This window comes from Nostoc punctiforme PCC 73102, assembly GCF_000020025.1.
GTDB lineage: Bacteria > Cyanobacteriota > Cyanobacteriia > Cyanobacteriales > Nostocaceae > Nostoc > Nostoc punctiforme.
This window is the reverse complement of record NC_010628.1, coordinates 6,634,826-6,661,729: the sequence shown is the minus strand read 5'-3', so window position 1 is coordinate 6,661,729 and position 26,904 is coordinate 6,634,826. Positions and strand designations below refer to the sequence as shown.

The following is a 26,904-nucleotide window of genomic DNA, read 5'->3' as shown; positions in this document are numbered from 1 at the left end:
ACTGATAGTCTAAATAACATCTATTTCTAGAGCCGTTAAGGATTGAGATGCAGAGCTTCCGACCGAATATAAGCAACAGTTATGTAGCTTTTGGGAGTTGTTAATGCTGTTGATCAAGACACTTAATTTTATTTGCGTTTTGATCGCCAGATTAAAAGACCAACGAATGATATACAAAGCTTGCAGTTGAAATACTAAGCGATCGCTGAAGATTTTCGCGTGTCAACTGTATATATCTCTGTCAGAAAAGCTGTGTCAAATATGTTGGCATAACATCGTGTTTTCTGGAACTTTGGTTCTTTTTGAAAAACAGGCATTATCCTACAGTAGTTAAACCACAACATAGGTATTTCCGAATTTTTGTGTCACTTCCCTACGCCCACTACCGCGATGACGTGGCGCATCATCTGGATTTTGTTCAGATGCTGCCGAGAGCCACTGTTCCGAAGTAGGCGTGGAAAGTAGCCCAGTTGATAAGTGATTGACCATTGCTTGGCAGTTAGAAGCTAAGGGGCCGAACACCAGACTCGATACTAAAAGTGAAATGGCAGCACGCATAGCAAATGTCTATTTTGGAACTCTCCACTTCACTGATACTTAGCTTTTTGATTAATATCCGGATAATTAATCAAAAAGTATTCTGTTTTACTGAAAATAAACTCTTCTTATCCTCCGTTTAAATGTTCGACTAATAACCAATTACCAAAGTGGTTCTGACGACCCCACAATGTAACTAATTGTTCGTGGGGGTAAGTGCGTAATTGCTCGTCGATATGCGATCGCAAAGTCACAAGCTGCCAATTTTGCCCTTGATATGCGGTTGGCGCTGTGACAGCAAATCTGTATTCCTGCTGTTCCAAGCGGGAGAAAATGCCTTGAAAACAGTTACTTTCCCGAATTAATGCCTTATCAAAAGCAGAGTCACGGTACTCATTCTCCGATGGGCAAGGGCAATAACCACTATCTGGATAGGCTTGTGGGTTATTTAAGTAATACAGTTGCCAGTGCAGCCAATCCGAACGATTGGGTGGAAGATTAAAGAAAGGAATAATTGCTGTTTTTGAACGATTATCCTCTAATAAAGCTGTTTGCAGCGATCTAACAGGTAAATGCCTCGGCTGACAGTTTAACTCAACACACATCGCCGCCGCCATACCTGCTGCTTGACCGATGCCCATAACCACAGGTTGTAATCTGGTAGCGCCATTGGCAATGTGAGAGACAGAAATGTTCTTTTCACAAACTAAAAAACCATCTGTTGTGGCTGGAATTAGGGAACTGTAGGGAATTGTAAAGGGTGTTCCAGTCCAACGCCCGCCCCAACGGATAGATTTTGGTTGTAGTGAAAATTGAACACCAGGATAATGATGGTCATTGGCGTAGTTACCAACTGCGATTGCTTCGCAAACGCCAGGGACGAACGCATCATTAAATATAGATGCAACTCTTCCCCCAGCAATCGGCAAAATATCCTGTTCTCGGACAGTAGTTAGTCCTAATAAGCGGCGGCTTTCCCGATAATAGGGATGCAGTGCAAAAGCTGTAGGGGCGTGAGGAAATACTTTTTCTGCTAAACCATAGCGACGACCAAGCTGATTTTGAATAAAATGGGCAAAATTTTGGCTATGCCAGCGAGATTCTTGGATGAATTCACCTCTGGACACATCTGACTCTATCAGCCGCCCTAATCCTTGGCCGTAGTCATTGCCACAGATTGGCCAATTAATCATGAATCGATTACCAGGCAAACGTCCATAATTCAAAAATGTCTCTGCTCCATAGCCATCCCAAGCATCTGTAAACTGGGATAGATTATAGTTAGGGGCAGCCGGAATTTCTGGTGCCGCAGCTACGCCCGCACTTCGACTTCTCTGCGAAACGCTACGCGATCGCTCAGTGAATGTCGTAGACATAGCATCACCAAAGTCTTGCATAATCACTACATAAGTGGGCGCTTGCACAGGATATTTCTGGGTGAAAGAGTTAAAAACCACTGGGGCACTTGGTTCTCCCCATTCAGATTGCAATTCCCAGCCCCAACGGTAAGGTATCTCAGCTAAAGCTAATAAATCTCCTAATTCTGTACCGTCGAGAATAATTTTGGCTATGACAGCAAAATCAGCAAAGCGCACACCAGTAATAGAATCGCCTTGGCGAAATACCTCTATTGGTACTTGTCCAGAAATCCAGTGCAGATTTGGTAATTCCTGCACCCAATCTGCAAAAATCTCTGCCCCAATTTGAGGATCGTAACTAAAAAAGCTTACCCAGCTGTTATCTAATCCTCCGGGCTGCCGTTGCCGCAATTCCTGCAAAAACGCACCCCATAAACCCGTTTGAAAGGCTTCTAATTCGTTGCCATCGGGTGCAGGCACCCCAGCCGAAGTTAGCATTCCCCCCAACCAAGGAAATTCACTCACCAATATCGTTTTAGCTCCCCGTCGCGCCGCTTGGATAGCAGCCGCAGTGCCTCCGGTTCCTCCACCGACAACTAAGACATCAACTGTGTATGTCTGATTAACCATTGCTTAACCTCACTGGAGTTTCGTTATATTCCCCCAGATAGCTTGGCATCAAATAGATAAATTATTTTATTTTTCAGATACTGAGCATTAAAGGCTTTCAGGCGAAACTTGGTTCTAAATAACACAGAATAAATTCTTATTCCTGATTCGATTTATAAACTTTATATTTTTTTAACTGCAAATTGCGATCTTCGCAGCGTTAGCGACGAAAGAGCGTCATTGCAAATTGCGAATTTTAGTTGACCAATCCCCCAAATCCTCGCTATGTTCCAGATATCTGCAATCACACATTTTGAATCCAAATTACTGTTTGGGTTGTGCAACTGGAATTGTAATAATAAGTTCTGCTCCCCCTTCAAGAGAAGAAACACACTCTAACGAACCACCATGCCGCTCGGTAATAATCTGATAGCTAATTGATAAACCTAAACCAGTACCTTTCCCCACATCTTTGGTAGTAAAAAAAGGATCAAATAACTTTTGTCTAACTTGTTCAGGAATACCAGGGCCATTATCGATGATCCGAATAACTATTTTTTGAGGATTCAGTTGTTGAGTACAAATGCGAATTTGTGGCTGGTTATGCGAGAGTTTACCTTGAATTAATGGCTCTTCTAAAGCATCAATTGCATTGGACAAAATATTCATAAATACTTGATTTAGCTGGCCAGCATAGCACTCAACTAAAGGTAAATTGTCATAATCTTTAACAACCTGAATTTGGACATGATTGGCTCTAGTTTTCAAACGATGCTCCAAAATACTCAGTGTACTGTCAATACCCTGATGAATATCCACTGCTTTTAACTCAGCTTCATCTAGCCGCGAAAAGGTACGAAGAGAAACCACAATTTGCTGTATGCGTTCAGCACCGACTTCCATTGAAGAGAGTAATTTCAGCAAATCTTCGACTAAAAAATCGAATTCCATCTCTTGAATTGTCGTTTGAATTTCAAGAGCAGGATTGGGATAGTTTATGCGGTAAAGATGAAGTAGATTCAGTAGTTGTTGGATATATTGGTTAGCGTAAGTTAAATTGCCATAGATAAAATTTACTGGATTATTGATTTCATGGGCAACTCCAGCAACTAATTGACCCAAAGACGACATTTTCTCACTTTGGATAAGTTGAGCTTGAGTACTTTGTAATTCTTTGAGAGTTTGCTCTAGTTCTATTGCTTGCTGTTTGAGTTGAGCTTCTGCTTGTTTATCTTCTGTAATGTCGTCTCGAACCACTAGTAAATATTTAGGCTGACCTTGAGAATCAAGAATTGGAGCTTTTTTAATCTGTAAAATACGGGTTTCGCCGCTTTTTTTCCGAATTATTTCTTCAGGAATCTCTAATAATGTTTTGCTATTAAGTGCTTCGTGATCTCGTTGGGTAAAAAAATCGGCCTCTTCTTTGGGAAATAGGTCGTAGTCGTTCTTTCCTAGAATTTCATCAGCACTGACACCAGCTAACTTTTCTGCGGCTTGATTACATAAGACAATTCGCAGATCAGCCGCATCTTTGACAAAAACTGCTACAGGCATGGTTTGAATCACAGAATACAGAAACTGTTGAGTAGTTTGCAGTTGTTCTTCTATCCGTTGGCGCTCATGCAGTGCAGCTTGCTGTTCGCTCTTGTGTTGCTTTAATTGAGTAGTATATTCTAGAACTGCATGGCGTAGTTCAGCATTATCTGTTGTTAGTTGCTGAAGGCATTGACGTAATCTGGTTAACTCTTGATTTAACTCTTCAATAGACATACTGATTCACTATTTTTTAGTTTTAAACATTGAGAAAGCTATCCATATCTCAATACAGTGAATTGATTTGTCTATTACCAGAGTAAAGTAACTTGAAAATGCGATAGCCATGCAGAGATTTTGTTTTGGTACAGTTGCTCATATCTATGAATTTACTGGTGAAGAAGTTATCATTAGAGAATTTGGCCAAATCTACTGTCATAGAAAGAGCCTGAGATCATTTTGCCCAAATCAATATCAAATATTAACTACTAGTTACATTTAAATCCCCTGGCTTTTCATAACAGCGAGAGCTTTATATCACCGGGATTCTGCCGCTCTGACTTTTCACGCTAAGTCCTCAAGTCCCGAAAAAGCCTGGCTTTTTCCATAGGCTGATTATCATTAACTTAGAGCTATTGATAATCAGCCTATGGAAAAATCAGGGTTTGGGAAACCCTGAAAATGACCTTTTCCACATTCAGATCCACAGTTCTGGGCTTTTACATAATTTTGTCTTTCTGACTAGTTAGAAATACTCTTTTGATATACAAGCACCTATATCTCTGTTACCTCAATAGGTAGAGAAATCCTATTTATTTATATTTAAATAGGTTGATTTTTTCATACCGCACTACTTAGATCAGTTTCTTATGTCAGGAAAAATAAACTTTTTATCTATATACCACTGGGAAAAGTGAGATAGTTTAATGTTTTGTACTCAGCTAGCAGAAAGATTTTAGCAAATTTGTTCCTTTTAATTTATACATAAATCCGAGAATACAAGATTAAATGCTTTAAGAGCAAGACTTACAAGGAATTTAGATATGCGTAGAATTTAGTATTACATCTAATCAGGGATTGAATTTTTAGCCATACTCATAAGAACTTCTTTTAAATGGATAGAAATAAATACAACTTGTATATACAGCTAAAGATAGAGGTTATGGCTGTAGATTGGTATTTAAGATTAATATAAATAGATTTTATAGATTACTAAAATTACGTGTATTAGAAATATTATGTTTACTAATTGTCTAAAAAATAATGATGAATTAAGTGTAAATCAAGGTAAGAATGTCTCAAATGTTGAAATAGCACTTTTTATAGATCAAATTAAAAGTAATATCTGGATATTTGGTATTCCATCTTGGCTTTTTGGAATAACCGATAGAAGTGTCGCTGCATTTGCTGATGGCTATTTATCTTATATAGAACTATTTCAGCTATTTACAGCTTCTTTCTTTTTTGTGAGTTGGCTATATCTCAAGCCTAACGAAAGCTTTAACAGTAATGATTTAGGTGCCAGCCAATATCAAGAATATGTCGCTCGTACTCAAGCGAATAAGCTTCAAGTAAGAAAGCTCCACATGATCAGCCAGGAGTATATTTTACCGTTTCCTTATCTTTGCCAAATTTATCATCTATTGAACTTAAAGCATTTAGAAACAGTTCATAATTTTAGCCTTAATAACCTGAAAATTTTCCAAATTAGCCAATTTCAGCCCACTAACACTGGTGGAATAATCAAATTCCAAACAATATTAGACTCGCCAGCTAATCCTTTGAGAATTTGGCGGCAACCGATTGTGGAGGTAGATTTAATATTACATACTCCATATACCGTTGAATTGAGCATTCCAGTTTACAATAACAAAAGGATAGTTGTTTTATTTAATGCTTTTCCGTTAAATGACTCAGAACATCAGTTCTTTATAGATATATATAGTGACCTAGAGTGGCCAAAGCCATTATTACAAATAATATTGCATTTTGCTTCTTGTTTGACACTATTTGAAGATTTGCCCTATTTAAGAGCTTTAGCGGATAAAAATATAGGGCGTTTATTCCACTTAAGCAGGGCTTCAAATCACGAGACTGCATTGCTATTTAAAAGATTCGTTGAACTATATGCTTCGAGTGGAGAAGCAACTAAATTGCTTAAGGGGAGGGAAGAGAATTAGGAGTTAGAAAAGCGATTAATCGCGTCTGTACACGAGTTAGTAGTGGGGAGTTAGTAATTCATAACTCCTCACTTTGTTGAGTTAGGCGCGTGCTAGTAAGGGGGCAGCAGCTAGTAGTGTTTTGGTATAAGGGTGCTGAGGATTGGCAAAAATAGTTTTTGTTAGACCGAGTTCGACAATTTTGCCACCATTCATCACGGCAATACGATCGCACAAAAATCTAGCTAACCAGAGATCGTGAGTGATGAACAGATAAGTTAACTCAAATTCTTCTTTTAATTGCAACATCAAATCTAGTACTTGCGACTGCACGCTTGCGTCTAACATACTCACAGGTTCATCGCAAATCAAAAGTTTAGGGTGAGTAATCAAAGCACGAGCGATCGCAACTCTTTGCTGTTGCCCCCCAGATAAATCTGATGGATAACGCTCATAATATACTTCTGAGGGTGTTAACCCAACTTTCTCTAGCATCCACAAAACCTGTTCTTTTGCCTTAACAAGATCGGCTAAATTGTGGATAAATAAAGGATCGGCTATACTTTGTCCCACAGTCATCGCTGGATTGAGACAAGCATGAGGATCTTGAAAAACCATTTGGATTTGTCGCCGTGAGGAGCGAATTTCTTGAGGCGACAGTGTAGTTAAATCTTGTCCTAAAAATTTAACTTTGCCACTGGTGGGACGAATTAGTTGCAGGATTGTTCGTGATAGTGTGCTTTTACCGCAACCTGATTCACCGACTAAGCCGAGAATTTCTCTTGGATAAATATCCAGGTTGATACCATCTACTGCTTTAATTGTCTGCGCTTGTGTGTTAAACAGTCGTTCGATAAAGTTAGGTTCTATGGTGTAGTATTGCTTGAGTTCTGTAATACTCAAAATTGGAGATTGCTTATTAATAATCGGTAATTGCTTTTCTGAGTCGTTGGCAATTATCAATTCTCCATCATCGTTTACTGCTTGAATGTGTAAAGCTGCTTTTAAGAGCGATCGCGTGTATTCATGTTGAGGTTGTCTAAAGACGGTTTCTGTAGAACCCATTTCGACCATTTTGCCCTGGTACATCACGCCAATGCGATCGCAATACTCAGCCACCATTGCTAAATCGTGAGAAATCAGCAACAATCCCATGTTTTCTTCACCGCACAGGCGAGTTAATTCTTGCAATATCTGCGCGGAGACGGTGACATCTAAACTGGTGGTGGGTTCATCGGCAACAATTAACTTGGGGTTGAGGAGTAAAGCTAAAGCGATCGCAACCCGTTGGCGCATTCCACCGCTAAATTCGTGGGGATACTGATTCCAGCGACTAGCGGGAATATTTACCTTCGCCAAAGTAGCAAGTGCTTTTTCTTTGGCTTCCCGCGTTGATAATTGTGGTGAGTGCGCCTGAAGAGTTTCGATACAATGCTTACCAATCGTCATCAACGGATCGAGGCGTGTCATGGGATCTTGAAAAATTAAGGCGATCGCCTCTCCTCGAAATTTCCGCAACTGGTTAGGCATCAAGTCAAGCACCGACTGTCCTTGAAATGTCACCTTTCCCTCAACACAACTAGAGGCTGGTAGTAAACGCATTACTGCCCGCCCGATAGTTGACTTACCACAACCTGACTCTCCCACCAATCCCATTCTTTCACCTGGTTGCAAGGTGAAAGATACATCATCAACCGCCCAGCTTGCCTCTTCTCCACTCCGTTGAGGATAGGCAACTCGCAGATTTTCGATACAGAATAAGGCTTCACTCATATTTAGTTATCAGCCCTGAGCTACCAGCTTTTATAATTTCAAATTTAAGATAGTCTATCAGATTATTATTAAACCTCCGTTGTGTGAATATATTTACTCTCTTAGCTTACTGATTTATACCGCTTGTCTCAAGTTTTATCAGTGAATGTAGGAGACAAGCAAGTATTTTTACTATTAAGCTATTAATTAATGTTCATGATCTTGATGATAATCGTTTGTGCCTTGCTCAGTTTCTAGTAGCCGTGAAATAAGCACGTCTGGTTTTCTACTAATAACAGACCTAACTTTATCAATAGCAACTACTTCACTGATTTTTACAACCATTTCCCAGAGGGTATCCTCTTCTGTATCTTTGTTGTAAGTTCTATGTTTAAACCATAACAAATCATCCCAAACTCCAATAATTGTGGCGAAATACCACTTTTCTCGTACTAATATCCAAATTTCTTGTTCTAAGTAAGTCTGTAGAAGAGATTTCACAATGGCTAAGATAATTAAAAAGATTGTGCTACATATTAAGTAAGTATTAACAGGTAAGACAACAGTTAAAATACTGATATATTTTAGTATAAATTAAATTTATATAATTTAACAATTAGCAAGCATAAAACATAGAATAACCATGTTTCAGCCAATATCTCTGTTGATATTGTCTAAATTTGACCAACAATACCTGTATAAAATACAATTTCATGATTTAGTATTAGCTGTTACAGACAAGAAGTATATAATACAGCAGTATCACTGAGGTATATTGAGGCTATCGCCCAAGTAGTATTATTCCCAAGAGTGCGACCCAACCTAACAGAACTTTTTCCTATTTCGAACCTTGGATAAGATAGGACTTATATTTGATTGCGTGAAAAAACTCCTTACAACTCAAAAAGCCTTCTTTCTTCTTGCCTCTTGCCTACCACACAAGTAGGTATGCGCGAACAAAAATCAAAGTTGATTCCTATATCAGCTAGTTCAAAATATTTAATAAGGTAGTTTAACTGATTAATTCACCCATTTGCGGGAGGTAATTAACAAGCCAATAAGTGTACCTTGTTTATAGTAAGACCAACAGAAAATGGTTTGAAGCAGCAGTTACACAACAGATGTATCAATCATGTTAAACCTGATATTAACTAGATGTATAAAAATCCAACTCTTGCTGATTTCAACAGCTTTTTTGCTGGCTGTGCAAACTTCTGCCAATGCAGAACAACCCCTTCCTAGTTTGACTCCTGCACAAGCTCAAAGTTTATCCCGTGACTTAGTTCCATATAATTCTCAAGACTTTTTTAGACAAGGAAAAGATTCGATTGAGAGAGAAATTCAAATTCTTAGGCAAAGGCAACTGCGCTCAATTAAGCCTGTTCTTAAGATTGAGTCAGTACAGCAGATTAAAAGACCACCTACGCAGCAAAAACCCTAATATAGCCGTCAGCTTTAATTTCTATTCGCGCAGCATGGTGTAGCCATACTTACTTGTGTGGACAGGCAAGAGGCACCAGAAAAAAAGCTTCTTTGAGTTCTACCAGTTTCGCAAAAATCAAATCTGAGCCTTATATGTTATCTAAGTCGGAAGTATTGTGATTCTATGATACTGATACTTTAGTTCGCTTTGAGCTACAGCGCATAAATAGCACTTTCAGGCATCACAATAACTTCACTCTGCTTTCCACAAATAGAGTTTTTGTGCTTTAAATATTTTTTGTAACAAAAAGTTACAATTCTACTCGTCTAGCAAACTCATCAATGCTTGGACTTCAACGTCTTGCGGCTCTGATAATTGACACTGCAACTTTAATAACTGACTCTGTAGTGCTTCTGCTACATGAATCATATTAGATTCTTGTGCAATTCTTAACTGATTTTCTTTAATTTGGATTTGTTGAAGCAAGTCATTTTCAACGTGAATTGAGTTGTAATGTTGAGCAATCATAGCTTTTCATTTTTTATCAAAATCTAGAGGGGATTGAAGAAGAATTTAGAAGTCAAGCTGGAGACGTTTCAGTTAGCTCAGGTCAGAATTAAGACACTCTTTAAGAATTGCTATGACGCAGGCTTTACACTGCGCTATCAGCTAGCGATGCACTGAGTTTGTCGAAGTCGAAGTGTCGTTACAGAATTTATTCTGTAGCTTGCTTCTCTGAAAGGGTATTCTGGCTCCTGACTTATGACTCTTATTTCGACTAAATTTATCACCAATGCATTATTCCACACTTTTATCATTTTTTAAATATCTGGTAAATTAATTTTCATTACTCATAGGGTTTACGGGTATGGCAGAATTAAATACACCATGCCAATTTTTTTTTATAGGCTTTTACAAAAATAAATGGAAATTATGATATAAGATTGATTGAATTAAGGGGAATTTCAGATAACACACATAAGATTTACGCATGAGTAAAAGAAAAACTAGGCACAGAGAACACCGAGAAATAAGAGTTTGAGATATTTTTTGCGTAGTTTCTCACAGATAAACTTATCTGTTACTTCATCGAGTCTTGTAGAGAATTTTCAACAATTGTTTTGCGAAAAGCATGAACTTAAAACTTATAAAGAGGAAAATTTTTACAATGGTAAAAATTATATCTACAGTTCTTATATCCAGCGCAATTGGATTAGAATCATGGAATATTTATGCATTACTAACTAATAGTAATATTCCCAGCAGCCTTAATCCAATTTTTTGGATTGAGCGTTTTGCCATAACGTGCCATTTTATCGAAGCTATTGTAGCAGCTTTTTATGCACCTTCAAGAAAAAAGATGCCAATACGATATGCCACTTATACTTTTTTTGTAGGCACCATTGGGTTGTTAGAACTGTTTGATCGAGATGATGCTTCTACATCTTCTACATCCTGAAGGCGTGAAGTTTTTGGATTAGGTAGGTTGGTGCGATGTCTACGATGGTCACTGAGCCTTGTCGTAAAGCCTGCGGCATAGCTACGCTTAACGCGCAGCGTCTCGTAGAGAAGTGCGGGCGTAGCTGCGGCACCAGATGTAAGATTATTAAATTCCTGCTACTGACTTTTGCTCAGTAGCGGGGATTTTCCAATACAGGTGGCTGGTGAACCTGACGGACAGAAGAAGGTATAGTTTGTATAGTGAGATTTTTGCTGCAATTTAGTTTAATACTAAGGAATTAAAAAATGTCTGCTGATACTCAGATAGTTGCTTATCTTGAAGAAAGTGAATTTGATGTTGTTTTAAATGGAAGTGAAGAGAAAGTTGTTGTTGTTGATTTTACTGCTACTTGGTGTGGCCCCTGTCGCCTGGTAAGTCCTTTGATGGAGCAACTTGCTGAAGAATACAAAGGCCGCGCCAAAGTCGTTAAGGTAGACGTTGACAGGAATAAGCCGATTTTCAAAAAATTCGGTCTTCGCAGTATTCCAGCAGTTTTAATTTTCAAAGATGGCATTTTAGCAGAAACTATTGTGGGAGTTTCTCCTTACGAGCAGTTTAGCGAAGCTGTTCAGAAGCTTCTTGAGGTTGTTTAAACTTAATTCGTAATTAACAAGGCTTTTTACGGGATAGCTAATAGCGGCATTGACGTTTCAAGTGGTGTTTAAATTTCCCGAATTTTTGAGTATCGGACTTATCACCACTTGAAGCATAATTAGGAATTATACATTTTTAAAGCTTCCCTGTTCGCCTATAATGTGATTGCAGTAAACCACTAGAATATTGTTTTGAGTTAATCAGTTCCAATTTTTCTTCAGGGGTAGGCGGTGGGAAAAGCTGTATACCGCTACCTAAGATAGTTGGAATAGTTGAAATAATATATTCATCAATCAAGCTGTGCTGAAGAAATGAATTGATTAATGCTCCGCCACCAACTAGCCAGATATTTTCAAAACCTTGAGCCTCTATATTTGCCAAGGCGTTCTTGACTGTATCAGAAACAAACACAACGTCTTCGCGGTCAGATTGGAGATGGCGTTTGGTGAAAACAAATGATTTCTTCCCCGGATAAGGCCATTCATCAAAACCCAGCCCTACTTCATAAGTATTGCTACCCAAAACAATAGCATCAATGGATTCGTAGAAAGTACCATAACCGTAGTCTTCGCCCTCTATATCAAGGATTGATAGCCAATCAATTCCGCCATCGCTGCGAGCAATATAACCATCCAAACTAGCTGCAATATAGAGTGTAACTTTCGTCATTTTACTTTCAATTAGTTACGTTTTTTGATTGTGCGATTTAAACCGACCTGCAATAAATTCTCGCTTAGATAAATGTTTTGTATGGCGTTTGGTAACTCGCTTTCGCCACATCTGAAAACTAGATTCTTTCATTTCACGCCTCATTAAGGCAATTACCTGTTTCTCCAGCAGTCCAAACTGAGCCTCAATCGCATCAAAAGATGTTCTATCTTCCCATGCCATCTCAATAATGCGATTTATAGTTTCTGAATCGAGGTTAGGTAGCTTCATTCCTTTTCTGACAATTGGTAAATTTGAGCTACATATATTTTACTTTTCGTTTTGAAGAACCGTTGTGTCTGCTGCACCCAGTTGTAGACCATAGAGGTTGGCGTATACACCTTGCCGCTCGATGAGTTCGGCGTGAGTACCTTGCTCTACAATTTGTCCCTGCTGAATTACTAATACCTGATCTGCCTGAGTAACTGTGCTGAGGCGGTGGGCAATTACGAAACTGGTACGACCTTGCAGCAAACGAGCGATCGCACTTTGTACTAGCGCTTCTGTGCGCGTGTCAATGCTGCTGGTGGCTTCATCAAGAATCAGAATTCGTGGGTTAATCAACACCGCACGAGCAATACTAATCAGTTGTCGTTGTCCCTGGCTCAAGGGCGCTCCTCGTTCGCCCAATTGGGTTGTATAGCCTTGTGGTAATGAGGTAATGAACTCATGTACATTTGCCAGTTGTGCAGCCGCTTCGATGTCAGCTTGGGTAGTATGAGGAGCGCCAAAGGCAATGTTTTCGGCGACAGTACCACTGAACAGAATATTATCTTGTAAAACGATGCCAATTTGACGGCGCAGACTGGCTTGGGTAACACTACGCACATCAATATCATCAATTTTTACTGCACCAGCAAATACATCGTAGAAGCGCAAAATCAAGTTAATAATTGTACTTTTTCCCGAACCAGTCGGCCCGACTAGTGCAATCATCTGCCCTGGATAGGCGTGCAAATTCACCCCTTTGAGAACCAATTGATCTGGGTTATAGCCAAACTTGACATTCTCAAATCTCACTTCCCCCTGAATCGGCGGCATTTCTGTCGCATCGGGTGCATCTTTGAGCTCTGACGGTTCATCTAGTAATAGAAAGATTCGCTCTAATCCGGCGAAGGCAGATTGAGCTTGGGTGTAAAACTGGCTGAGAATCTGGATAGGGCGGAAGAACTGCTGGACGTAAAGTAAAAAGGATGTCACCACGCCCACTGTTACAGCCCCAGTGACCGCAAGATAGCCACCATAAGCCAGCACACCTGCGGTTGCGAGTGTATTGAGAAAATCAATGGAGGGCAAAAAGGCCGAAGTAATTGCTACAGCTTCGACGTTGGCATCACGATTTGCAGCGTTAAGAACGTCAAATTGGGCGATGTTTGTCTGTACCCGATTAAATGCCTGTGCTTCTCTGACACTGCCAATATCTTCTTCCAACTTGGCGGAAAGCTCCCCAATGGTTTGTCGGGTAACGCGAAACCTGGCTCTTGCCCAACGTGCAAACAAACTTGTGGTAAAAATCATCAGTGGCACAACCAGGTTGCTCAATAAGCCAAGTTGCAGGTTGATTGAGAGCATGGCAATGATGATACCAACCAAACTGAAAATGTTGCCTAGCATTTGGGCGATCGTCAGTCCAAATGCCTGATTCACAGTATTGACATCATTCAGCAGACGGCTCATTAAATCGCCCGCTTCGCTGCGATCGAAAAAGCTGAGGGGGAGACTTTGGATTTTGAGAAAAATATCTTGCCTCAGTTGAGCCAACAATCGCTGCATAATCCAGCCGACTCGAATAATTTGACCCCGGATTGCTATAATGCCAAGTCCGTAGTTCAGCGCTAGTAGCCCTAATAACAGTAGGAGTCCTTGTAAATTACCTTTTTCAATTAGGCGATCGATTGACCAACCGAGGAAAAATGGTCCAATTGCCTGGGTTACAGCACCAATAAATACTAATGTCAAGGCGATGGGAATTTCTTTGCGATAAAGTAGCAGGTATTGCAAAAAACGCCGCAGGGTAGAAAGTTGCTTACTCGCTTGCTCAGATGCAACAACAGGAATAGTGCCTCTCATAGCAATTTTAAATTTTGGATTACTAGGTTGTTATAAAAATCTCAAGCAACACTATTTATCTTAGTTTTGTATCATTTTTTTCTTTCGCCTTTACCTGAGATTCCAAAATCACACCGTAGAGGGGGCTGGTTTCCATCAATTCTTCGTGAGTACCTTGGGCGACTAATCGACCTTTATCCATCAGAAAAATCCGATCGGCATTCTTAACGGTGCTAATGCGTTGAGCTACTACAAAAGTTGTACAAGCTTTTTGGCGCATTAAGCCATCTAGTTCGGCTTGAATATGAGCAGCAGTTTTGGCATCTACGGCTGAGGTACTATCGTCCAAAATCAGAATGCTGTAATCGGTTAGTAAGGTTCGAGCGATCGCAATTCTTTGTTTTTGTCCACCAGATAAACCTACGCCCCGTTCACCCACAATCGTCTCGTAGCCATCGGGTAAACTGATAATAAAATCGTGCATTTGGGCGGTTTTTGCAACCTCAATCACTTGCTCTAGGGTTGCATCGGGTTTAGCGTAGGCAATATTTTCGCGGATTGTGCCAGAGAAAAGGGTAGTTTCCTGAAATACAATGCCAATCCGCGATCGCAGGCTTTTGAGTGTGAAATCTTTGACATCTCGTCCGTCAATGCGAACTGCTCCCCCTGTGACATCATAAAAACGGGCAAGTAGGTTCATAATTGTGCTTTTCCCGGAACCAGTCATTCCGAGAACGGCGATTAGCTCTTTGGGCCTTGTTTCAAAGGAAACTTCTTTGAGGGTTTCAGTCGTGGCTCCCGGATAGCGAAAGGAAACATTTTCAAAGGTGATTCTACCAACGCAGGTGTCGAATGGAACAGCACCGGGGCGATCGCGAATTTCTACTTCTGCATCGACAACTTCATAGACTCGTTCAGCAGAAGCGGCTGATTGAGCGATCGCAGGTGCAGCAAATCCAATCAACAAAATTGGTTGGAGAATCAACGCCAGATAGGAGTTAAACGCCACCAGTTCGCCAATGGAAAATCTACGCCCAATTACCTGCGCTCCTCCGTAGCCGAAAACCGCCAGTGTGACAAAGTTACTCAGCAAAAAGATAAAGGGGAAAGTATTATGGATAGCGCTAATGGTCTTCATGTTTGCCCTAACTAGACCATCATTTAGGGTTGTGTAACGCGACCTTTCGGCTGATTCTCGGACAAAGGCTTTCACTACCCGTATTCCTAACAAGTTCTCTTGCAATACAGCATTCAGGTCGCTTAATTGCTCTTGTACTTGCCGAAAAAGTTTGTTATTCCGACCGACAAATCTTGCCATCAACCATGCTGATATGGGTACTGCTGTTAGGGTAATCAGTGCTAGTTCCCAGTTCATCACCAGCAAAATTACTGCAATAGTTACCAGTGTGACAACTCCACCAATGACCTGAATTAAGCTAGTACCAACAAAGGTACGGATCTGCTCAATATCGCTGGTGACACGGGTTAAGAGTTGGGAAGTCTGCGCCTGATCGTGATAGCTGAAACTGAGATTTTGAATTTTGCTGAAAATCTTGTTTCGCAGGTCATAAGCTACACCTTGAGAGGCTGCTTCTGCTAAATAGCTTTGTCCAAAGTTAAATAAACCACGAGCGATCGCGGCGAGTACCATCCAGGCGGCGCTGTACAGCACAACTTGGAGATTTTTTTGGGTAATACCCCGATCGATTCCCCATCTAAATAGTTGTGGGGTAACGGCATTTGCGATCGTCAACAGTAACAGGCTGACCAATGCTCCTAGCGAAGTCCATCGGTAAGTGCTTAAACTTTTCAGCACACGCTGTATTGACTGTATCGACGAAGTTTCCTGGAGTTTTGGTTGCTGAACCACTAGAATTCACCCCTCTATCTTTGGAAAATTATCTCGCACTTTGATTGTAAAAAAACAACTGGTCAATAGGGAATATGGGATCTATTTATGATGAAAAGTTTAAATTCCGGTTCAAATTTGGGGACAACGGCATGGGAAGATACATCTTTGGCAAGCATTGCGGCTAATCCATTTAAATACCGAAGAAAACCAAAGAACAAGAATAATGGCTCAAAATTTTCATGACAATTCCCAAGTTTCCTCAGAGATGTCAACTGCTATCAGTCGCACAGCAAAGCCAAGTTCTGAGTTCTACTCTATTTTTTCGGAAGAAGAAATTTTAGGAATAATTTGTGCTTTAGAAATCAGACGAGAAATCCCATTAAAGTATTCTTATAAAGGGAGAGGTGCAAAAATTTGGGATGATTTTTATCAAAAATATATCATTCCTAGATGGTATCGAATATCTAATGTAGAAATTGAGCTTTTAAAAAGCAATTTTAAATATTTTAATGACAATATTAAAAGTGGTGAGAAAATCAATATAGTAGATGTCGGTGCAGGGAATTCCTATCCAGTTAAAGACTTTGTTCAAAGACTTAATAAATTAAATAAGATCAATAAATATGTTGCCTTAGATATTAGTGAAGAATTACTGAATTTATCAAAGAATAATTTTAAAAAATGGTTTCCCAATGTTGAATTTATCAGTTCTACAATTGACATAGAAAATAATTGTGTACCAAAAACCTTATTTCAAAATAATCCTGATCTTGAAATGGACAATACAGCAAAAATATTTTTACACTTAGGTGTTACTATTGGAAACCATCAAAATAGAGATAAGGTATTCAAAAACTTTAGAGAGAGCATGGGCAAAAATGATTTCTTAGTGTTCACTAATGAAATTGGCTCTAACTCAAAATGGGATGGAAACGTCAGAGGTGGCTGTAAGTATCATGTAGAAGAAATATATGGATGGGTTAAAAACAAGGTTGGGATTGAATCTGAAGGTTGCGAATTGGTGAGAAAGTATGATTTGAAAACCGATAGTATAGTTGCTAACATAAGATTTAATCATGATTACACTATAAATTTCAGCCGGATGGGGATAGATAAAAAGATTGAAATCTCTGAAGGTGAAGAAATTACTATTTGGCGACATCATAAATATGAAATGCCTAAGCTTTTGCAAGAACTAGAACGTTCTGGACTGCAACTTATTCAATATAGTACTGACAAATACAAATCACATATCATGGTAATTTGTAAGATTTCCAGTAACTAACCTTTCCAATTACACGATACCCGAATTTTTTGAGAAGTCGGGTATTTAACTTTTCATAAATGATTGAGAATTGCTATAGATACAATTGTGGCAGATGGTGTCAAATATTTCTGATGATGTTAAAAAATTAGTTTGACTTCAATACGGTGTAGTTAGAACCAAAACCCTTAAATTGCTTAGGTTGGGTTTAGGAACGAAACCCAACATTTCTGGGGCTTTGTTGGGTTGGACTTTGCTTAACTCAACCTCCAATTTTTCTTAACCCAAGCGTATTAAGTTTGACTTGGCTTTTGTATCAATTAAATATACATCAAACGTGGTCTAGGTTGAGGAACTGAACGCCCTAAATCTTTAGCCGTTTCTATCCATTGCTGCATAACTAATTCTACATTATGCAGGGCTTCTTGATAAGTATTACCGTCAGCAGCACAACCTGACAATTCTGGTACTTCAGCAATAAAGGCTTGATCTAATTCACTCCAGTAGAGAATAATTTCATACCGAAACATTATTTTTACTTCCTAGCTTATACTTGAGAATCACTGCCCTAACTTGTTTAATTTGATAGCTTTTAGCTTTTCCTTTTTTATGTTGCAGGTTCAATATTTCTTCAACATCGGCTTTGACAAAAATACGATGATCGCCACGAATACGTTCTTCAAAGCCTAGTGTATATAAGAGTTGCCACAGTTGGGCGAAAGGGATGTCTGTATCAGAAGTCCCAGAGAGAATTTTGTCTAAGAGTTTGTCTTGCTGACTCACGTTTTTCTGACTGCTTTAATGTTTCTATAGTCTCATATTTATTTAAAATCGGGGAATACAAAAGCAAATTTTTCTTTTTGCCCCTTGACTTGTATACGGCTCCACTGATTTACTTTCTTGAAGAAAATCCTAACTATTTGGATGTCGCAGATGCTTGATTTAAAGAGATGTTTTGCACTGAGTTTAGGGTTGTTACCTGATTTTCGACTATTGTGAAGGTACATCATTTTGCTTGATAGGCATAGCTTGGTTATTTTTCTACAATGCGATCGCTTATTTATAAAATAGAGAAATGCGATCGTATACCAGACGCAACAGAAGGTATACCCGGCAAACACGGTGTATTAAATCTAACCTATAACCCTTATACCCAAATTTACAAGTGATATAGGTAACTACAGAGGTCAAATTGTAAAGATTGCTCATATCATAATGCTGAGGTATAAATCCATCTCAGTCAAGGTTGAATATTGAGTAAAAAATATTACGCGAATATGAAGAACCGAATTCTAGGTGTAGCCGCATTTTTAACCACGATTAGTTTGACAACAAGCGTACAAGCAGCAAATTCTGAACATATTAGACAATTATTAGCAACCAAGCAATGTCAAAACTGTGATTTGGTTAATGCAGGTTTAGTAATGGCTGACTTATCTGGAGCTAATTTGAGCGGGGCTAATCTTACAGGTGCTAACCTTAGCCGTGCAAACTTGAGCGGCGCTGATTTACGGGGTGCAAACTTGAGTGGCGCTAGTTTATTTGGTGTTAACCTGAGCGAAGCTAAATTTAGCGGGGCAAATTTGGCGGGTGCTGATTTGAGAAATACTTATCTAACAAATGCAGAAATGAAAGGTGCTTACTTGAATGGTGCTAACTTCCAAGGTGCAGTTGGTATACCATCACAAATTGCTTCACCAGACGAATTTTATGCTTTGGGTGTAGCGGAAGGTCAAAAAGGCAACCAACAGCAAGCAATCAGTTATTTTAATCAAGCGATCGCTATTCAACCAGAATATGCTGGTGCTTATTTAGCCCGTGGTGTCGCCCGTTACCAAATACTAGATAGACAAGGTGCATTCCAAGATGCCCAAGTTGCTGAAAAATTGTTTACATCCCAAAACAATGGCCCTGGAACACAAACAGCCCAAGCCTTTATTAAAGAACTGCAAACACCCGTAAATGATAAGGTAAGCGCTGGTAGCCCCAGTTTCGTTGACTTTTTGGGAAGCCTTGGCTCAGTCTTGCTCCAGTTCTTCCCTTTCTGAGTGCTTTCTTTTTGAGGAGGAGAGTTGAAAGAATTCATAGCCAGTAAAGGTATTGTAATAAAAGCGATTACTGGATAAAACAAAAAATTTATATGACCTCAGTTTCTCCTCACAAAAAAGCCAAAGCCTTAAAACCTACCAGCCGCCGCCCTGCTAAAGAACTTTGTAGCGAGTGCGGACTATGCGATACATACTATATTCATTATGTCAAGGAAGCCTGCGCTTTTATTAATCAGCAAATAGGCGAACTAGAAGTTGAAACGCACACGCGATCGCGCCATCTCGACAATCCCGATGAGCTATACTTTGGTGTCCACCAAGACATGATAGCGGCGCGGAAACAGCAGCCCATCGAAGGCGCACAATGGACGGGTATTGTTAGCAGCATTGCGATTGAAATGCTCAATCGTGGCTTAGTTGAAGGTGTGGTTTGTGTGCAAAACACCAAAGAAGACCGCTTTCAACCCATGCCCATCATTGCCCGAACTCCAGAAGAAATACTAGCAGCGCGGGTAAATAAACCAACGCTTTCCCCTAACCTTTCCGTATTGGAACAGATAGAAAAATCGGGGATGAAGCGGCTGTTGGTAATTGGTGTTGGTTGCCAAATCCAGGCGCTACGAGCCGTAGAAAAACAACTGGGTTTAGAAAAGCTGTATGTTTTGGGTACACCCTGCGTAGATAATGTTAACCGCGCCGGACTACAAAAATTCTTAGAAACCACCAGCCGATCGCCAGAGACAGTTGTCCATTACGAATTCATGCAAGACTTCCGGGTTCACTTCAAACATGAGGATGGCTCATCAGAAACAGTGCCTTTCTTTGGCTTGAAGACCAACAAACTCAAAGATGTCTTTGCCCCATCTTGTATGAGTTGTTTTGATTATGTCAACTCCCTAGCCGATTTAGTTGTTGGCTACATGGGCGCACCCTTCGGCTGGCAATGGATTGTAGTTAGAAATGACACTGGTAAGGAAATGCTAGATTTGGTGCAAGACCAGTTAGACACCCAACCAGTTACGTCTAAAGGCAACCGCAAGGAAGCTGTACAGCAAAGTATTCCCGCTTACGATAAAGGCGTTACCCTCCCCATGTGGGCAGCGAAACTTATGGGTGTAGTTATCGAAAAAATCGGCCCCAAGGGTTTAGAATATGCGCGGTTTTCGATTGATTCTCACTTTACTCGGAATTATTTGTATGTGAAGCGAAATCATCCAGAAAAATTAGAAGCGCACGTTCCAGAGTTTGCCAAGCGTATTGTTGAGCAGTATAAATTACCGGAGTAGTGTTTCGCATTCGTGTGAAATATATCTGAGCCTACAAAAGCAAGCTTTTTTATCTGGTGGCAAACTTATATACCAAATAATAAAAGCTTGTTTATAATTTTCGGCTGAGGCACAGTAGTTAATATTGAGTAATTATGAAGACTGCTTAGAACGTAATCGCTTACGGGCTAGAGTAACTGCTTTGACATTCTCCGTAATTATAGCTACCTTACCACATAATTCAACTAGATTAGCCATTCTTAGTGTTTTTAGAGGGTCTTTTTTTTCGTATGTAAATATACAGATTATCAAAACAGTGACAAATACATATCCAAGAATTTTTAGATTATTTACTCCTCTATCGAGATAAATCATGCCAGCAGGGATAAAAAAAAATGTTAACACGCCAGCTACGATAGGGCTTTTTTCTGATAGCTCTTTAGTTCTGCTTATATCTCTTTTAGTAGGCACGAAAGGATTCCAAGGAGAATCTGAGGTTTGGTTTTGATTAAAGTCATCTGCCATTTTTTCAGTATTTCTGCTCATCAAGTAGTTACCTTAGATACCTTAATAATTCAACAGAAACATCATTTTTGGCTTCAGAGTCAACACGGTTTTTATCTATAGATTTTTGTAATATAGCAGGTGAAATTACTGCTATAAAACTTAAAAAGTATAAAATACAGCATTAAAAGAAAGGAGGATATAGGGTAAAATCTTCTTAATCCTTTCCCTCTGCTCCCTTATCCCCCTACTTAGTTGTAACTACTAGCTTGACGAGTAAACATCAAATGATACTGTCCGCCGAGTGCGATGAGTTCATCATGAGTGCCTACTTCGATAATTTGACCGTGTTCTAGTACTACTACTCGGTCTGCTAGTTTTGCTAAGGCGAGGCGATGGCTAACTACAACGGCTATTCTCCCCTTCGCTAGAGTACGCAAAATGTTGTAAATCTCATGTTCTGTTTTGGGGTCAAGATTTGCTGTTGGCTCATCAAGTATGAGTAATTCGGCTGGAGACAGTCGCAACAAAGCACGAGCGATCGCTAATCTCTGCCATTGTCCCCCTGATAAATCAATACCACCCTCTAGCTGTTTGCCTAAGAGGGTTTCCAAACCACCATCTAGCTTCTCAATTACTTTCGCCAAACCAGCCTCAGCGATCGCTTCCTTAATCGCTTCGTCATCCTGCATTTTAGGTAAATTGCCAAAGGCAACATTTTCGCGCACGGTAGTCGGAAAACGTGCATAATCTTGCATAACTACATCAATCCGTGATCGCAAATCTTCTAACGGGAGCGATCGCAAATCCTCCCCATTCCAAATAATCGCACCCTGGCTAGGGTCATAGAGCCGACACAATAGCTTTGTTAAAGTCGTCTTACCAGCACCATTTTCACCCACCAATACAATCATCTCGTTGGGGTGAATTTTCAGGTTGATATTTTTCAGGATGGGGCGCTCGCTATTTGGATAGGTAAAGGATAGATTTTTGATGTCAATACCTGTCTGTAATGCTTCACCCGATAAACTTTCCCGATTTCCATTTCTTTGAAAGTTCTGATTGTTAGCAGCCGATTCCCTGATTTTTCCCCATGACTTTGATTGAGAACTGGATAATTGCGGCTCTAATTCCAAAAGTTGGAAAATGGGCGTTGTTGCCAGTGCAATATCATACAACTCTGACCCGCCAGACATCAAATTATCCAAACTTCGACGCACTTCTAAAATTACCCCAGTGTAAAGCGCCAAATCCCCTAAAGTATGGGTTCTATCTAGCACTCCCTGAACTACGTATAAATATGGCAACGCAAAGCCTAAGCCACTGAGTAAAGACCAACTAATAACCGCCGTTGTCCCCCGACGACGGATCTGTTCCATTGCTCTAAAAATGGTGCGATAAAGTCCATACCAACGTTCTAGTAGTAAAGGCTGCAAACTAAACAAGCGTATTTCTTTGGCGTATGTCTCTCCAGTTAAAACCGTTTTATATAAGTTCATTTCTCGAAGAAGACTGGCTTGGGTTTTTTCTACCCTCCAAACTTGCTTACGATATTTCCTTTCTACATACATAGCAGGAGTAACGCAGCTAAACAAAATTAGTGGTATCCACCAAGCAAGGGACACCGAAAGCAGTATGGCTGGAATGAAGATAAAAATTCCCTCTAACATCGTTACCAACCTGATACAAAGCTCTGGAAGTCGTTGCATTCCCTTTTCGGTCAACTGCAACAAATTGAGTAAGTCAGGTGTTTCAAACAGGGCAATATCTTCAAAAGTGGCAACCTTCTCAATTACTTGCCCTTGGATAAAGCCTGTAATCCGATCGCGCAGGGAAGTATATACAAAACTATTGATGTTAGCGATCGCATCACTTACCAAATTCACCAGCAATGAACCTGCAATACTGGAGAGTAGCACAGGTTGAGAAAGAATCAGAGCGATCGCATTCTGCGTTGTTCCCGTACTCAATAAACGGGTAATTTCATCAATAATTATCTTATTGAGCCAAATGGCGATCGCTGGGCCTGCACCACCCAGTAATGTCAAAATTGCCACATAGCGTAGCTCCTTTGGAACTACTTGCATTACCGTCGTCACACTCCGGCGAAATGCTTGGAATGGAGAAATTTCAATTATTTGCATATATTTTAAAGTAGCAAATAATAGCAAAATTCTCAGACAGACGTTGTAATCTAAATTTCAATCAGTAGAGAGCAATGCCCCTACGCACTGATATCAAGCTAATAGCAGATATGAGCGTAGGTCTAGCCCAACCCAAGCATCGCACACGTGAGTGAGAGAAAATTTTGATAATTGAGCGATAATTTTCCGAAATTGATAATCTAAGTTTGGTAGTAATTAGCAGAACACTGATTTATAAATAACTTCTATAACTAGCCTTGGGGAAATATGGCCCCACAAAAACCTGGTCTTCATGACCGGGTTTTTTGGCATTGCTGAAATATTTACTTCCTTTGCGCTCTTTGCGTTCTTTGCGGTTTGTTCCTTTACCCCTCTTTGCACTGCGAAGAGGGGTTAGGGGTAGAAGTTACGCCGGATAAATCCGCAATCTTCTATTTGGTTCTTCGCCAAAACTATGCGATTTGAGGCGATAATGTTCTACCAACTCATGTTGCATTTTGCGGACTTGGGGAGAACGCGGTAATAACTCCACTGGCTGTCCTTTAGGAATCACAATTTGCTCAACAGCAAGTCTAGCTTCTTCCAAGGCATCCATCTCATCATCGCTACCACTGTGCAAAAACAGTTGCAGCTCGAGGTCATCGGTCATTTCTGGGTCGTCCATGTTCAGCAACCGCCGCAAGCCACGGGTAATTTGCGGAATGGTGCTGGACTTAATCATGTGAATGGGTACATGACGAGCTTTCGCCATTTGGCGTAATTTGGCGTGGTTCTTGACGTGCGATCGCAGTGCTAAAATTGCATCAGCACTATCTATATCTTTTGTCAATACCACGGGTAAAGTTAGCACGCTAATTACCTGTTCTAGTTGATGGCGGCTAACGCCATAAGGGTAAACGTGCAGTGGCAAATCTTCACCATTGGGCCCTGGCTGTCTAGTTGCAGCATCTAAATCAATGCTCTCAGAATAATTGAAAGATTCATCCAGCAATCGATCAAACTCACTACGTCCAGTCACCCGTTCTACAGGCAATTGTGGCAGTGCAACCATTTGTCCAGAAGAACGCCAGCCATTAGACGCTCGTGCCGGTGGGAAAGATTCTTCCACTGTCCCTAACTGTCCACCGCGACCGTTAACAACAGCTAATTGCCTTGTAACTGCAACTTTGCCTTGGTCATCAACGGTTCTCGTTTGTGGGGTAGCCTGACGACCGCGCAGCAGATTATCTACTGTGTCAGCAACGCTTTCGTGTACTACCCAGCGTTGGCGTTCCAACATTTCCACAGCAATTTCAAAGGTAGGAGGGGCTTTCCGCTCCAAAACAGTCTTTTGAGAGCCTCGCCGTCTGGCTTCGTCATCTCCCAAAGTCACAGCTTGGATACCCCCAACTAAATCAGCCAGGGTAGGGTTTTTAATCAGATTTTCGATCTGATTCCCGTGGGCAGTACCTACCAACTGTACGCCCCGTTCAGCAATAGTACGAGCCGCTAAAGCTTCTAGTTCCGTGCCAATTTCATCAATGACAATGACTTCTGGCATGTGGTTTTCCACTGCCTCAATCATCACCTGATGCTGTTGTTCTGGATGAGCCACTTGCATCCGCCGAGCGCGACCAATGGCGGGGTGGGCAACATCACCATCTCCAGCGATTTCGTTGGAGGTGTCAATAATCACCACTCGCTTATGCAGATCGTCTGCCAATACACGGGCAATTTCTCGTAAGGCAGTAGTTTTGCCCACGCCTGGACGACCGAGCATGAGAATCGATTTACCAGTCTCTACCAAATCGCGGATCATGCCAATGGTTCCGAATACCGCCCGACCAACGCGACAGGTCAAGCCAATAATCTTACCAGTACGGTTGCGGATCGCGCTGATCCGATGCAAAGTTTGCTCAATTCCTGCTCGATTATCTCCGCCAAAAATTCCGACTCGTTGAATGCAATCATCTATCTGTTCTTGAGTAACGGGTATTTCGCTCAGATACTCAGCTTGATTAGGAAAGCGAGCCTCTGGGCGACGACCCAAATCCAAGACCACTTCTACTAAACTATCTCGTTTGGGATGACTCTCTAGTACTTGTTGCAGGTCTTGGGGCAAAATGTCTAATAACTTTTGGAGATCGTCTGTAATCGTCATGCTTTCTATGGTGACGGAAACAACAGTAAATCAGATACTTTCAGCTTCTAACTGTTCTCAAGCGCTCATTCAATGCTCAAACCTCCTACCTTGACTATACAAACATAAATTAAACATAAATTACAGTATCCTTTTGTACTTAGTAATTATGCTTAATTAATGCTCACTCTCCCTTCTCTGAGATGACTTGATCTGGGAAACGAGAGAATGAGCAAGTTCTACAGCTTGCCAAAGTAATACTTCATCTTCTTCTAGGCAAACAGTCGTCTTCATATTGGTGTTACTTACCTCCTTATTCTCTAACTTTTCGAGAATTGGTGACAGCAGTACACGGGCGTAGCTACCGTAGGCGACCCCGGCGATGTGGGAGTGCTGAGTGCTGTTAGTGGTAGCGGGGCGTTTAGCCTGTGCTGTTAGCGGATAGCTAAGGTTTAGCCCGTGCTGAGTAATACAGTGTTCCTCAGCACTCATAACTCGGAACTCAGCACTGTTTAACAGTCCCACTGCCTTTAACTTAGCAACGGTATAGCTATTTGTGCCGCCTGCTAACTGCACATATCCCGGTAATTTCGCTGCCAAAACTTTCTGCCCTAATCTCACTGCGGCTATTGTAGTGCCATCGCCAATATCGCCACTCATAGAACGACCGTCGGTTTGCCAAATTAAAGCACTTTTGAGTGGGGAAATCAGGTCATACACTGCTCTTAGGTAATCAGTCATCCCCTCGCCATCGGGACAGCTGATGGCTAGTACCTTTAATTGATCGGCCCACGGTGAAATTGCCTGCCACAATCGCTGAAATTCTGCCAACCGCCCTACTTGTGTATGGATTTCTACGGCATCTACTCCTGTTGACATTACTAATGGCGCGATCGCTCCTGGCGGTGCCACGTATGAAGCTGTATAAATTATACCATAAGGACAAATTGGGATGCAACGACCGCAGCCATAACACTTTTCGGATACTACTCCCGAAAAGTCATCTTTGATACTGTCAAACACGATTGCTTGTGCCGGACAAATCCGTTCACAGGGTCTAGGACAGTCTCTAGAACACTCAGTAGGATTAAATTCTGCTTTGCGAAAATGGGGGTCTTCTCCATCGTTCAGGCTGACCATTAAAAAGGGTAAGTTGCCTTTGTAGTCAAAGCCTCGCTTTTGGGCATCTTTAGCTAGAGTTTTAGCTACTTGTAGCCCTGCTTGCGCTGCTGCAATCACTGCTGGATCAGCTGCAACATCTATGCAGTCAGCGCCCGCCAAAGTATAGGCTAACGTTAAATTTCTGACTGCCGGCAAATGCTGGAAGCTAGCTCCGCAGATGAGCTTGAACCAGTCACCTTGTTTGAGAGATTGTAAAGGGACGAACAGATCGCTCACTATTCTATTATGCGTTTATGGGGCTAAAAATAGTAGTCTGTAATCAAGAAAAAGTCCGGATTTCCTGAATTAGAGATTGGGAATGGG

At 40.7% G+C, this 26,904-nt stretch carries 23 protein-coding genes; 7 read left to right on the top strand and 16 right to left on the bottom strand.

Annotation, left to right across the window (positions count from 1 at the left end; translation table 11 throughout):
- Positions 1–330: 330 nt before the first annotated feature.
- From patX to NPUN_RS27235, 3 genes are all read right to left on the bottom strand, one after another.
- Positions 331–558 (bottom strand): heterocyst-inhibiting protein PatX, encoded by a 228-nt coding sequence (gene patX, locus NPUN_RS27245; RefSeq protein ID WP_041565664.1) that lies wholly within the window; start codon positions 556–558, stop codon positions 331–333.
- Positions 559–665: 107 nt separating this feature from the next.
- Positions 666–2,525, bottom strand: coding sequence for an FAD-dependent oxidoreductase (locus NPUN_RS27240; protein ID WP_012411647.1), 1,860 nt, complete (start codon positions 2,523–2,525; stop codon positions 666–668).
- A gap of 303 nt (positions 2,526–2,828) precedes the next feature.
- Positions 2,829–4,274, bottom strand: a complete 1,446-nt coding sequence (locus NPUN_RS27235) for a sensor histidine kinase (RefSeq protein WP_012411646.1) — start codon at positions 4,272–4,274, stop codon at positions 2,829–2,831.
- Between the two features lie 1,001 nt (positions 4,275–5,275).
- Between NPUN_RS27235 and NPUN_RS27230 the strand changes: the two genes are divergently transcribed.
- Positions 5,276–6,217, top strand: coding sequence for a hypothetical protein (locus NPUN_RS27230; RefSeq protein ID WP_012411645.1), 942 nt, complete (start codon positions 5,276–5,278; stop codon positions 6,215–6,217).
- 81 nt (positions 6,218–6,298) lie between these two features.
- Here the strand turns inward: NPUN_RS27230 and NPUN_RS27225 are convergent, their stop codons facing one another.
- Both NPUN_RS27225 and NPUN_RS27220 read right to left on the bottom strand, forming a co-directional pair.
- Entirely contained in the window at positions 6,299–7,969 is a 1,671-nt protein-coding gene (locus NPUN_RS27225) for a dipeptide ABC transporter ATP-binding protein (protein WP_012411644.1), read from the bottom strand.
- A 186-nt stretch (positions 7,970–8,155) separates the two neighbouring features.
- A complete protein-coding gene (locus tag NPUN_RS27220; RefSeq protein ID WP_012411643.1) occupies positions 8,156–8,449 on the bottom strand; it encodes a hypothetical protein in 294 nt (97 codons plus the stop codon).
- 631 nt (positions 8,450–9,080) lie between these two features.
- On the opposite strand from NPUN_RS27220, the gene NPUN_RS27215 reads away from it, so the two are divergent.
- Positions 9,081–9,389 (top strand): hypothetical protein, encoded by a 309-nt coding sequence (locus NPUN_RS27215; RefSeq protein ID WP_012411642.1) that lies wholly within the window; start codon positions 9,081–9,083, stop codon positions 9,387–9,389.
- Between the two features lie 300 nt (positions 9,390–9,689).
- On the opposite strand, the gene NPUN_RS27210 is transcribed toward NPUN_RS27215, so the two are convergent.
- Positions 9,690–9,899, bottom strand: a complete 210-nt coding sequence (locus NPUN_RS27210) for a hypothetical protein (protein WP_012411641.1) — start codon at positions 9,897–9,899, stop codon at positions 9,690–9,692.
- A gap of 604 nt (positions 9,900–10,503) precedes the next feature.
- Between NPUN_RS27210 and NPUN_RS27205 the strand changes: the two genes are divergently transcribed.
- On the top strand, positions 10,504–10,830 hold the full coding sequence (locus NPUN_RS27205; RefSeq protein WP_041565663.1) for a hypothetical protein: 327 nt from the start codon (positions 10,504–10,506) through the stop codon (positions 10,828–10,830).
- A gap of 287 nt (positions 10,831–11,117) precedes the next feature.
- The gene (trxA, locus tag NPUN_RS27200) at positions 11,118–11,465 is read left to right on the top strand and encodes a thioredoxin (RefSeq protein ID WP_012411639.1); all 348 of its coding nucleotides are present in this window, start codon (positions 11,118–11,120) and stop codon (positions 11,463–11,465) included.
- A 136-nt stretch (positions 11,466–11,601) separates the two neighbouring features.
- Here trxA and NPUN_RS27195 read toward each other — a convergent pair whose 3' ends face one another.
- Genes NPUN_RS27195 through NPUN_RS27180 form a run of 4 tightly spaced genes read right to left on the bottom strand, consistent with a single transcriptional unit; the run spans position 11,602 to position 16,093 of the window.
- A complete protein-coding gene (locus NPUN_RS27195; RefSeq protein ID WP_012411638.1) occupies positions 11,602–12,135 on the bottom strand; it encodes a dihydrofolate reductase family protein in 534 nt (177 codons plus the stop codon).
- A 15-nt stretch (positions 12,136–12,150) separates the two neighbouring features.
- Positions 12,151–12,405: a TIGR03643 family protein gene (locus NPUN_RS27190; protein ID WP_012411637.1), complete on the bottom strand. Its 255-nt coding sequence runs from the start codon at positions 12,403–12,405 to the stop codon at positions 12,151–12,153.
- A 39-nt stretch (positions 12,406–12,444) separates the two neighbouring features.
- Entirely contained in the window at positions 12,445–14,244 is a 1,800-nt protein-coding gene (locus NPUN_RS27185; protein ID WP_012411636.1) for an ABC transporter ATP-binding protein, read from the bottom strand.
- Positions 14,245–14,299: 55 nt separating this feature from the next.
- Positions 14,300–16,093, bottom strand: coding sequence for an ABC transporter ATP-binding protein (locus NPUN_RS27180; RefSeq protein ID WP_012411635.1), 1,794 nt, complete (start codon positions 16,091–16,093; stop codon positions 14,300–14,302).
- A gap of 205 nt (positions 16,094–16,298) precedes the next feature.
- On the opposite strand from NPUN_RS27180, the gene NPUN_RS27175 reads away from it, so the two are divergent.
- Complete coding sequence (locus tag NPUN_RS27175) at positions 16,299–17,360, top strand: L-histidine N(alpha)-methyltransferase (protein WP_012411634.1); 1,062 nt, start codon at positions 16,299–16,301, stop codon at positions 17,358–17,360.
- Positions 17,361–17,659: 299 nt separating this feature from the next.
- Here the strand turns inward: NPUN_RS27175 and NPUN_RS27170 are convergent, their stop codons facing one another.
- Positions 17,660–17,869 (bottom strand): type II toxin-antitoxin system HicB family antitoxin, encoded by a 210-nt coding sequence (locus NPUN_RS27170; RefSeq protein ID WP_012411633.1) that lies wholly within the window; start codon positions 17,867–17,869, stop codon positions 17,660–17,662.
- A complete protein-coding gene (locus NPUN_RS27165; RefSeq protein WP_012411632.1) occupies positions 17,856–18,122 on the bottom strand; it encodes a toxin HicA in 267 nt (88 codons plus the stop codon). The genes NPUN_RS27170 and NPUN_RS27165 overlap by 14 nt, the downstream gene beginning before the upstream one ends.
- A gap of 494 nt (positions 18,123–18,616) precedes the next feature.
- Between NPUN_RS27165 and NPUN_RS27155 the strand changes: the two genes are divergently transcribed.
- Both NPUN_RS27155 and NPUN_RS27150 read left to right on the top strand, forming a co-directional pair.
- A complete protein-coding gene (locus tag NPUN_RS27155) occupies positions 18,617–19,387 on the top strand; it encodes a pentapeptide repeat-containing protein (RefSeq protein WP_012411631.1) in 771 nt (256 codons plus the stop codon).
- 92 nt (positions 19,388–19,479) lie between these two features.
- The gene (locus tag NPUN_RS27150; RefSeq protein WP_012411630.1) at positions 19,480–20,673 is read left to right on the top strand and encodes a Coenzyme F420 hydrogenase/dehydrogenase, beta subunit C-terminal domain; all 1,194 of its coding nucleotides are present in this window, start codon (positions 19,480–19,482) and stop codon (positions 20,671–20,673) included.
- A 132-nt stretch (positions 20,674–20,805) separates the two neighbouring features.
- Here NPUN_RS27150 and NPUN_RS27145 read toward each other — a convergent pair whose 3' ends face one another.
- The 4 genes from NPUN_RS27145 to ldpA form a co-directional block, all read right to left on the bottom strand.
- A complete protein-coding gene (locus NPUN_RS27145) occupies positions 20,806–21,198 on the bottom strand; it encodes a hypothetical protein (protein WP_012411629.1) in 393 nt (130 codons plus the stop codon).
- Between the two features lie 209 nt (positions 21,199–21,407).
- Positions 21,408–23,300 carry an ABC transporter ATP-binding protein gene (locus NPUN_RS27140; RefSeq protein ID WP_012411628.1) on the bottom strand — a complete coding sequence of 631 codons (1,893 nt, stop codon included), beginning with the start codon at positions 23,298–23,300 and terminating at the stop codon, positions 21,408–21,410.
- Between the two features lie 406 nt (positions 23,301–23,706).
- A complete protein-coding gene (locus NPUN_RS27135) occupies positions 23,707–25,440 on the bottom strand; it encodes a R3H domain-containing nucleic acid-binding protein (RefSeq protein ID WP_012411627.1) in 1,734 nt (577 codons plus the stop codon).
- Positions 25,441–25,596: 156 nt separating this feature from the next.
- Positions 25,597–26,817, bottom strand: coding sequence for a circadian clock protein LdpA (ldpA, locus tag NPUN_RS27130; protein ID WP_012411626.1), 1,221 nt, complete (start codon positions 26,815–26,817; stop codon positions 25,597–25,599).
- Between the last annotated feature and the right edge of the window lie 87 nt (positions 26,818–26,904).

Coding starts and splice junctions, on each gene's coding strand:
- NPUN_RS27155 (WP_012411631.1), top strand. CDS start 18,617: ATGAAGAACCGAATTCTAGGTGTAGCCGCATTTTTAACCACGATTAGT.
- trxA (WP_012411639.1), top strand. CDS start 11,118: ATGTCTGCTGATACTCAGATAGTTGCTTATCTTGAAGAAAGTGAATTT.
- NPUN_RS27195 (WP_012411638.1), bottom strand. CDS start 12,135: ATGACGAAAGTTACACTCTATATTGCAGCTAGTTTGGATGGTTATATT.
- NPUN_RS27205 (WP_041565663.1), top strand. CDS start 10,504: ATGAACTTAAAACTTATAAAGAGGAAAATTTTTACAATGGTAAAAATT.
- NPUN_RS27170 (WP_012411633.1), bottom strand. CDS start 17,869: ATGTTTCGGTATGAAATTATTCTCTACTGGAGTGAATTAGATCAAGCC.
- NPUN_RS27235 (WP_012411646.1), bottom strand. CDS start 4,274: ATGTCTATTGAAGAGTTAAATCAAGAGTTAACCAGATTACGTCAATGC.
- NPUN_RS27225 (WP_012411644.1), bottom strand. CDS start 7,969: ATGAGTGAAGCCTTATTCTGTATCGAAAATCTGCGAGTTGCCTATCCT.
- NPUN_RS27190 (WP_012411637.1), bottom strand. CDS start 12,405: ATGAAGCTACCTAACCTCGATTCAGAAACTATAAATCGCATTATTGAG.
- NPUN_RS27215 (WP_012411642.1), top strand. CDS start 9,081: ATGTTAAACCTGATATTAACTAGATGTATAAAAATCCAACTCTTGCTG.
- NPUN_RS27145 (WP_012411629.1), bottom strand. CDS start 21,198: ATGAGCAGAAATACTGAAAAAATGGCAGATGACTTTAATCAAAACCAA.
- NPUN_RS27150 (WP_012411630.1), top strand. CDS start 19,480: ATGACCTCAGTTTCTCCTCACAAAAAAGCCAAAGCCTTAAAACCTACC.
- NPUN_RS27135 (WP_012411627.1), bottom strand. CDS start 25,440: ATGACGATTACAGACGATCTCCAAAAGTTATTAGACATTTTGCCCCAA.
- NPUN_RS27240 (WP_012411647.1), bottom strand. CDS start 2,525: ATGGTTAATCAGACATACACAGTTGATGTCTTAGTTGTCGGTGGAGGA.
- NPUN_RS27185 (WP_012411636.1), bottom strand. CDS start 14,244: ATGAGAGGCACTATTCCTGTTGTTGCATCTGAGCAAGCGAGTAAGCAA.
- NPUN_RS27140 (WP_012411628.1), bottom strand. CDS start 23,300: ATGCAAATAATTGAAATTTCTCCATTCCAAGCATTTCGCCGGAGTGTG.
- patX (WP_041565664.1), bottom strand. CDS start 558: ATGCGTGCTGCCATTTCACTTTTAGTATCGAGTCTGGTGTTCGGCCCC.
- NPUN_RS27230 (WP_012411645.1), top strand. CDS start 5,276: ATGTTTACTAATTGTCTAAAAAATAATGATGAATTAAGTGTAAATCAA.
- NPUN_RS27175 (WP_012411634.1), top strand. CDS start 16,299: ATGGCTCAAAATTTTCATGACAATTCCCAAGTTTCCTCAGAGATGTCA.
- NPUN_RS27210 (WP_012411641.1), bottom strand. CDS start 9,899: ATGATTGCTCAACATTACAACTCAATTCACGTTGAAAATGACTTGCTT.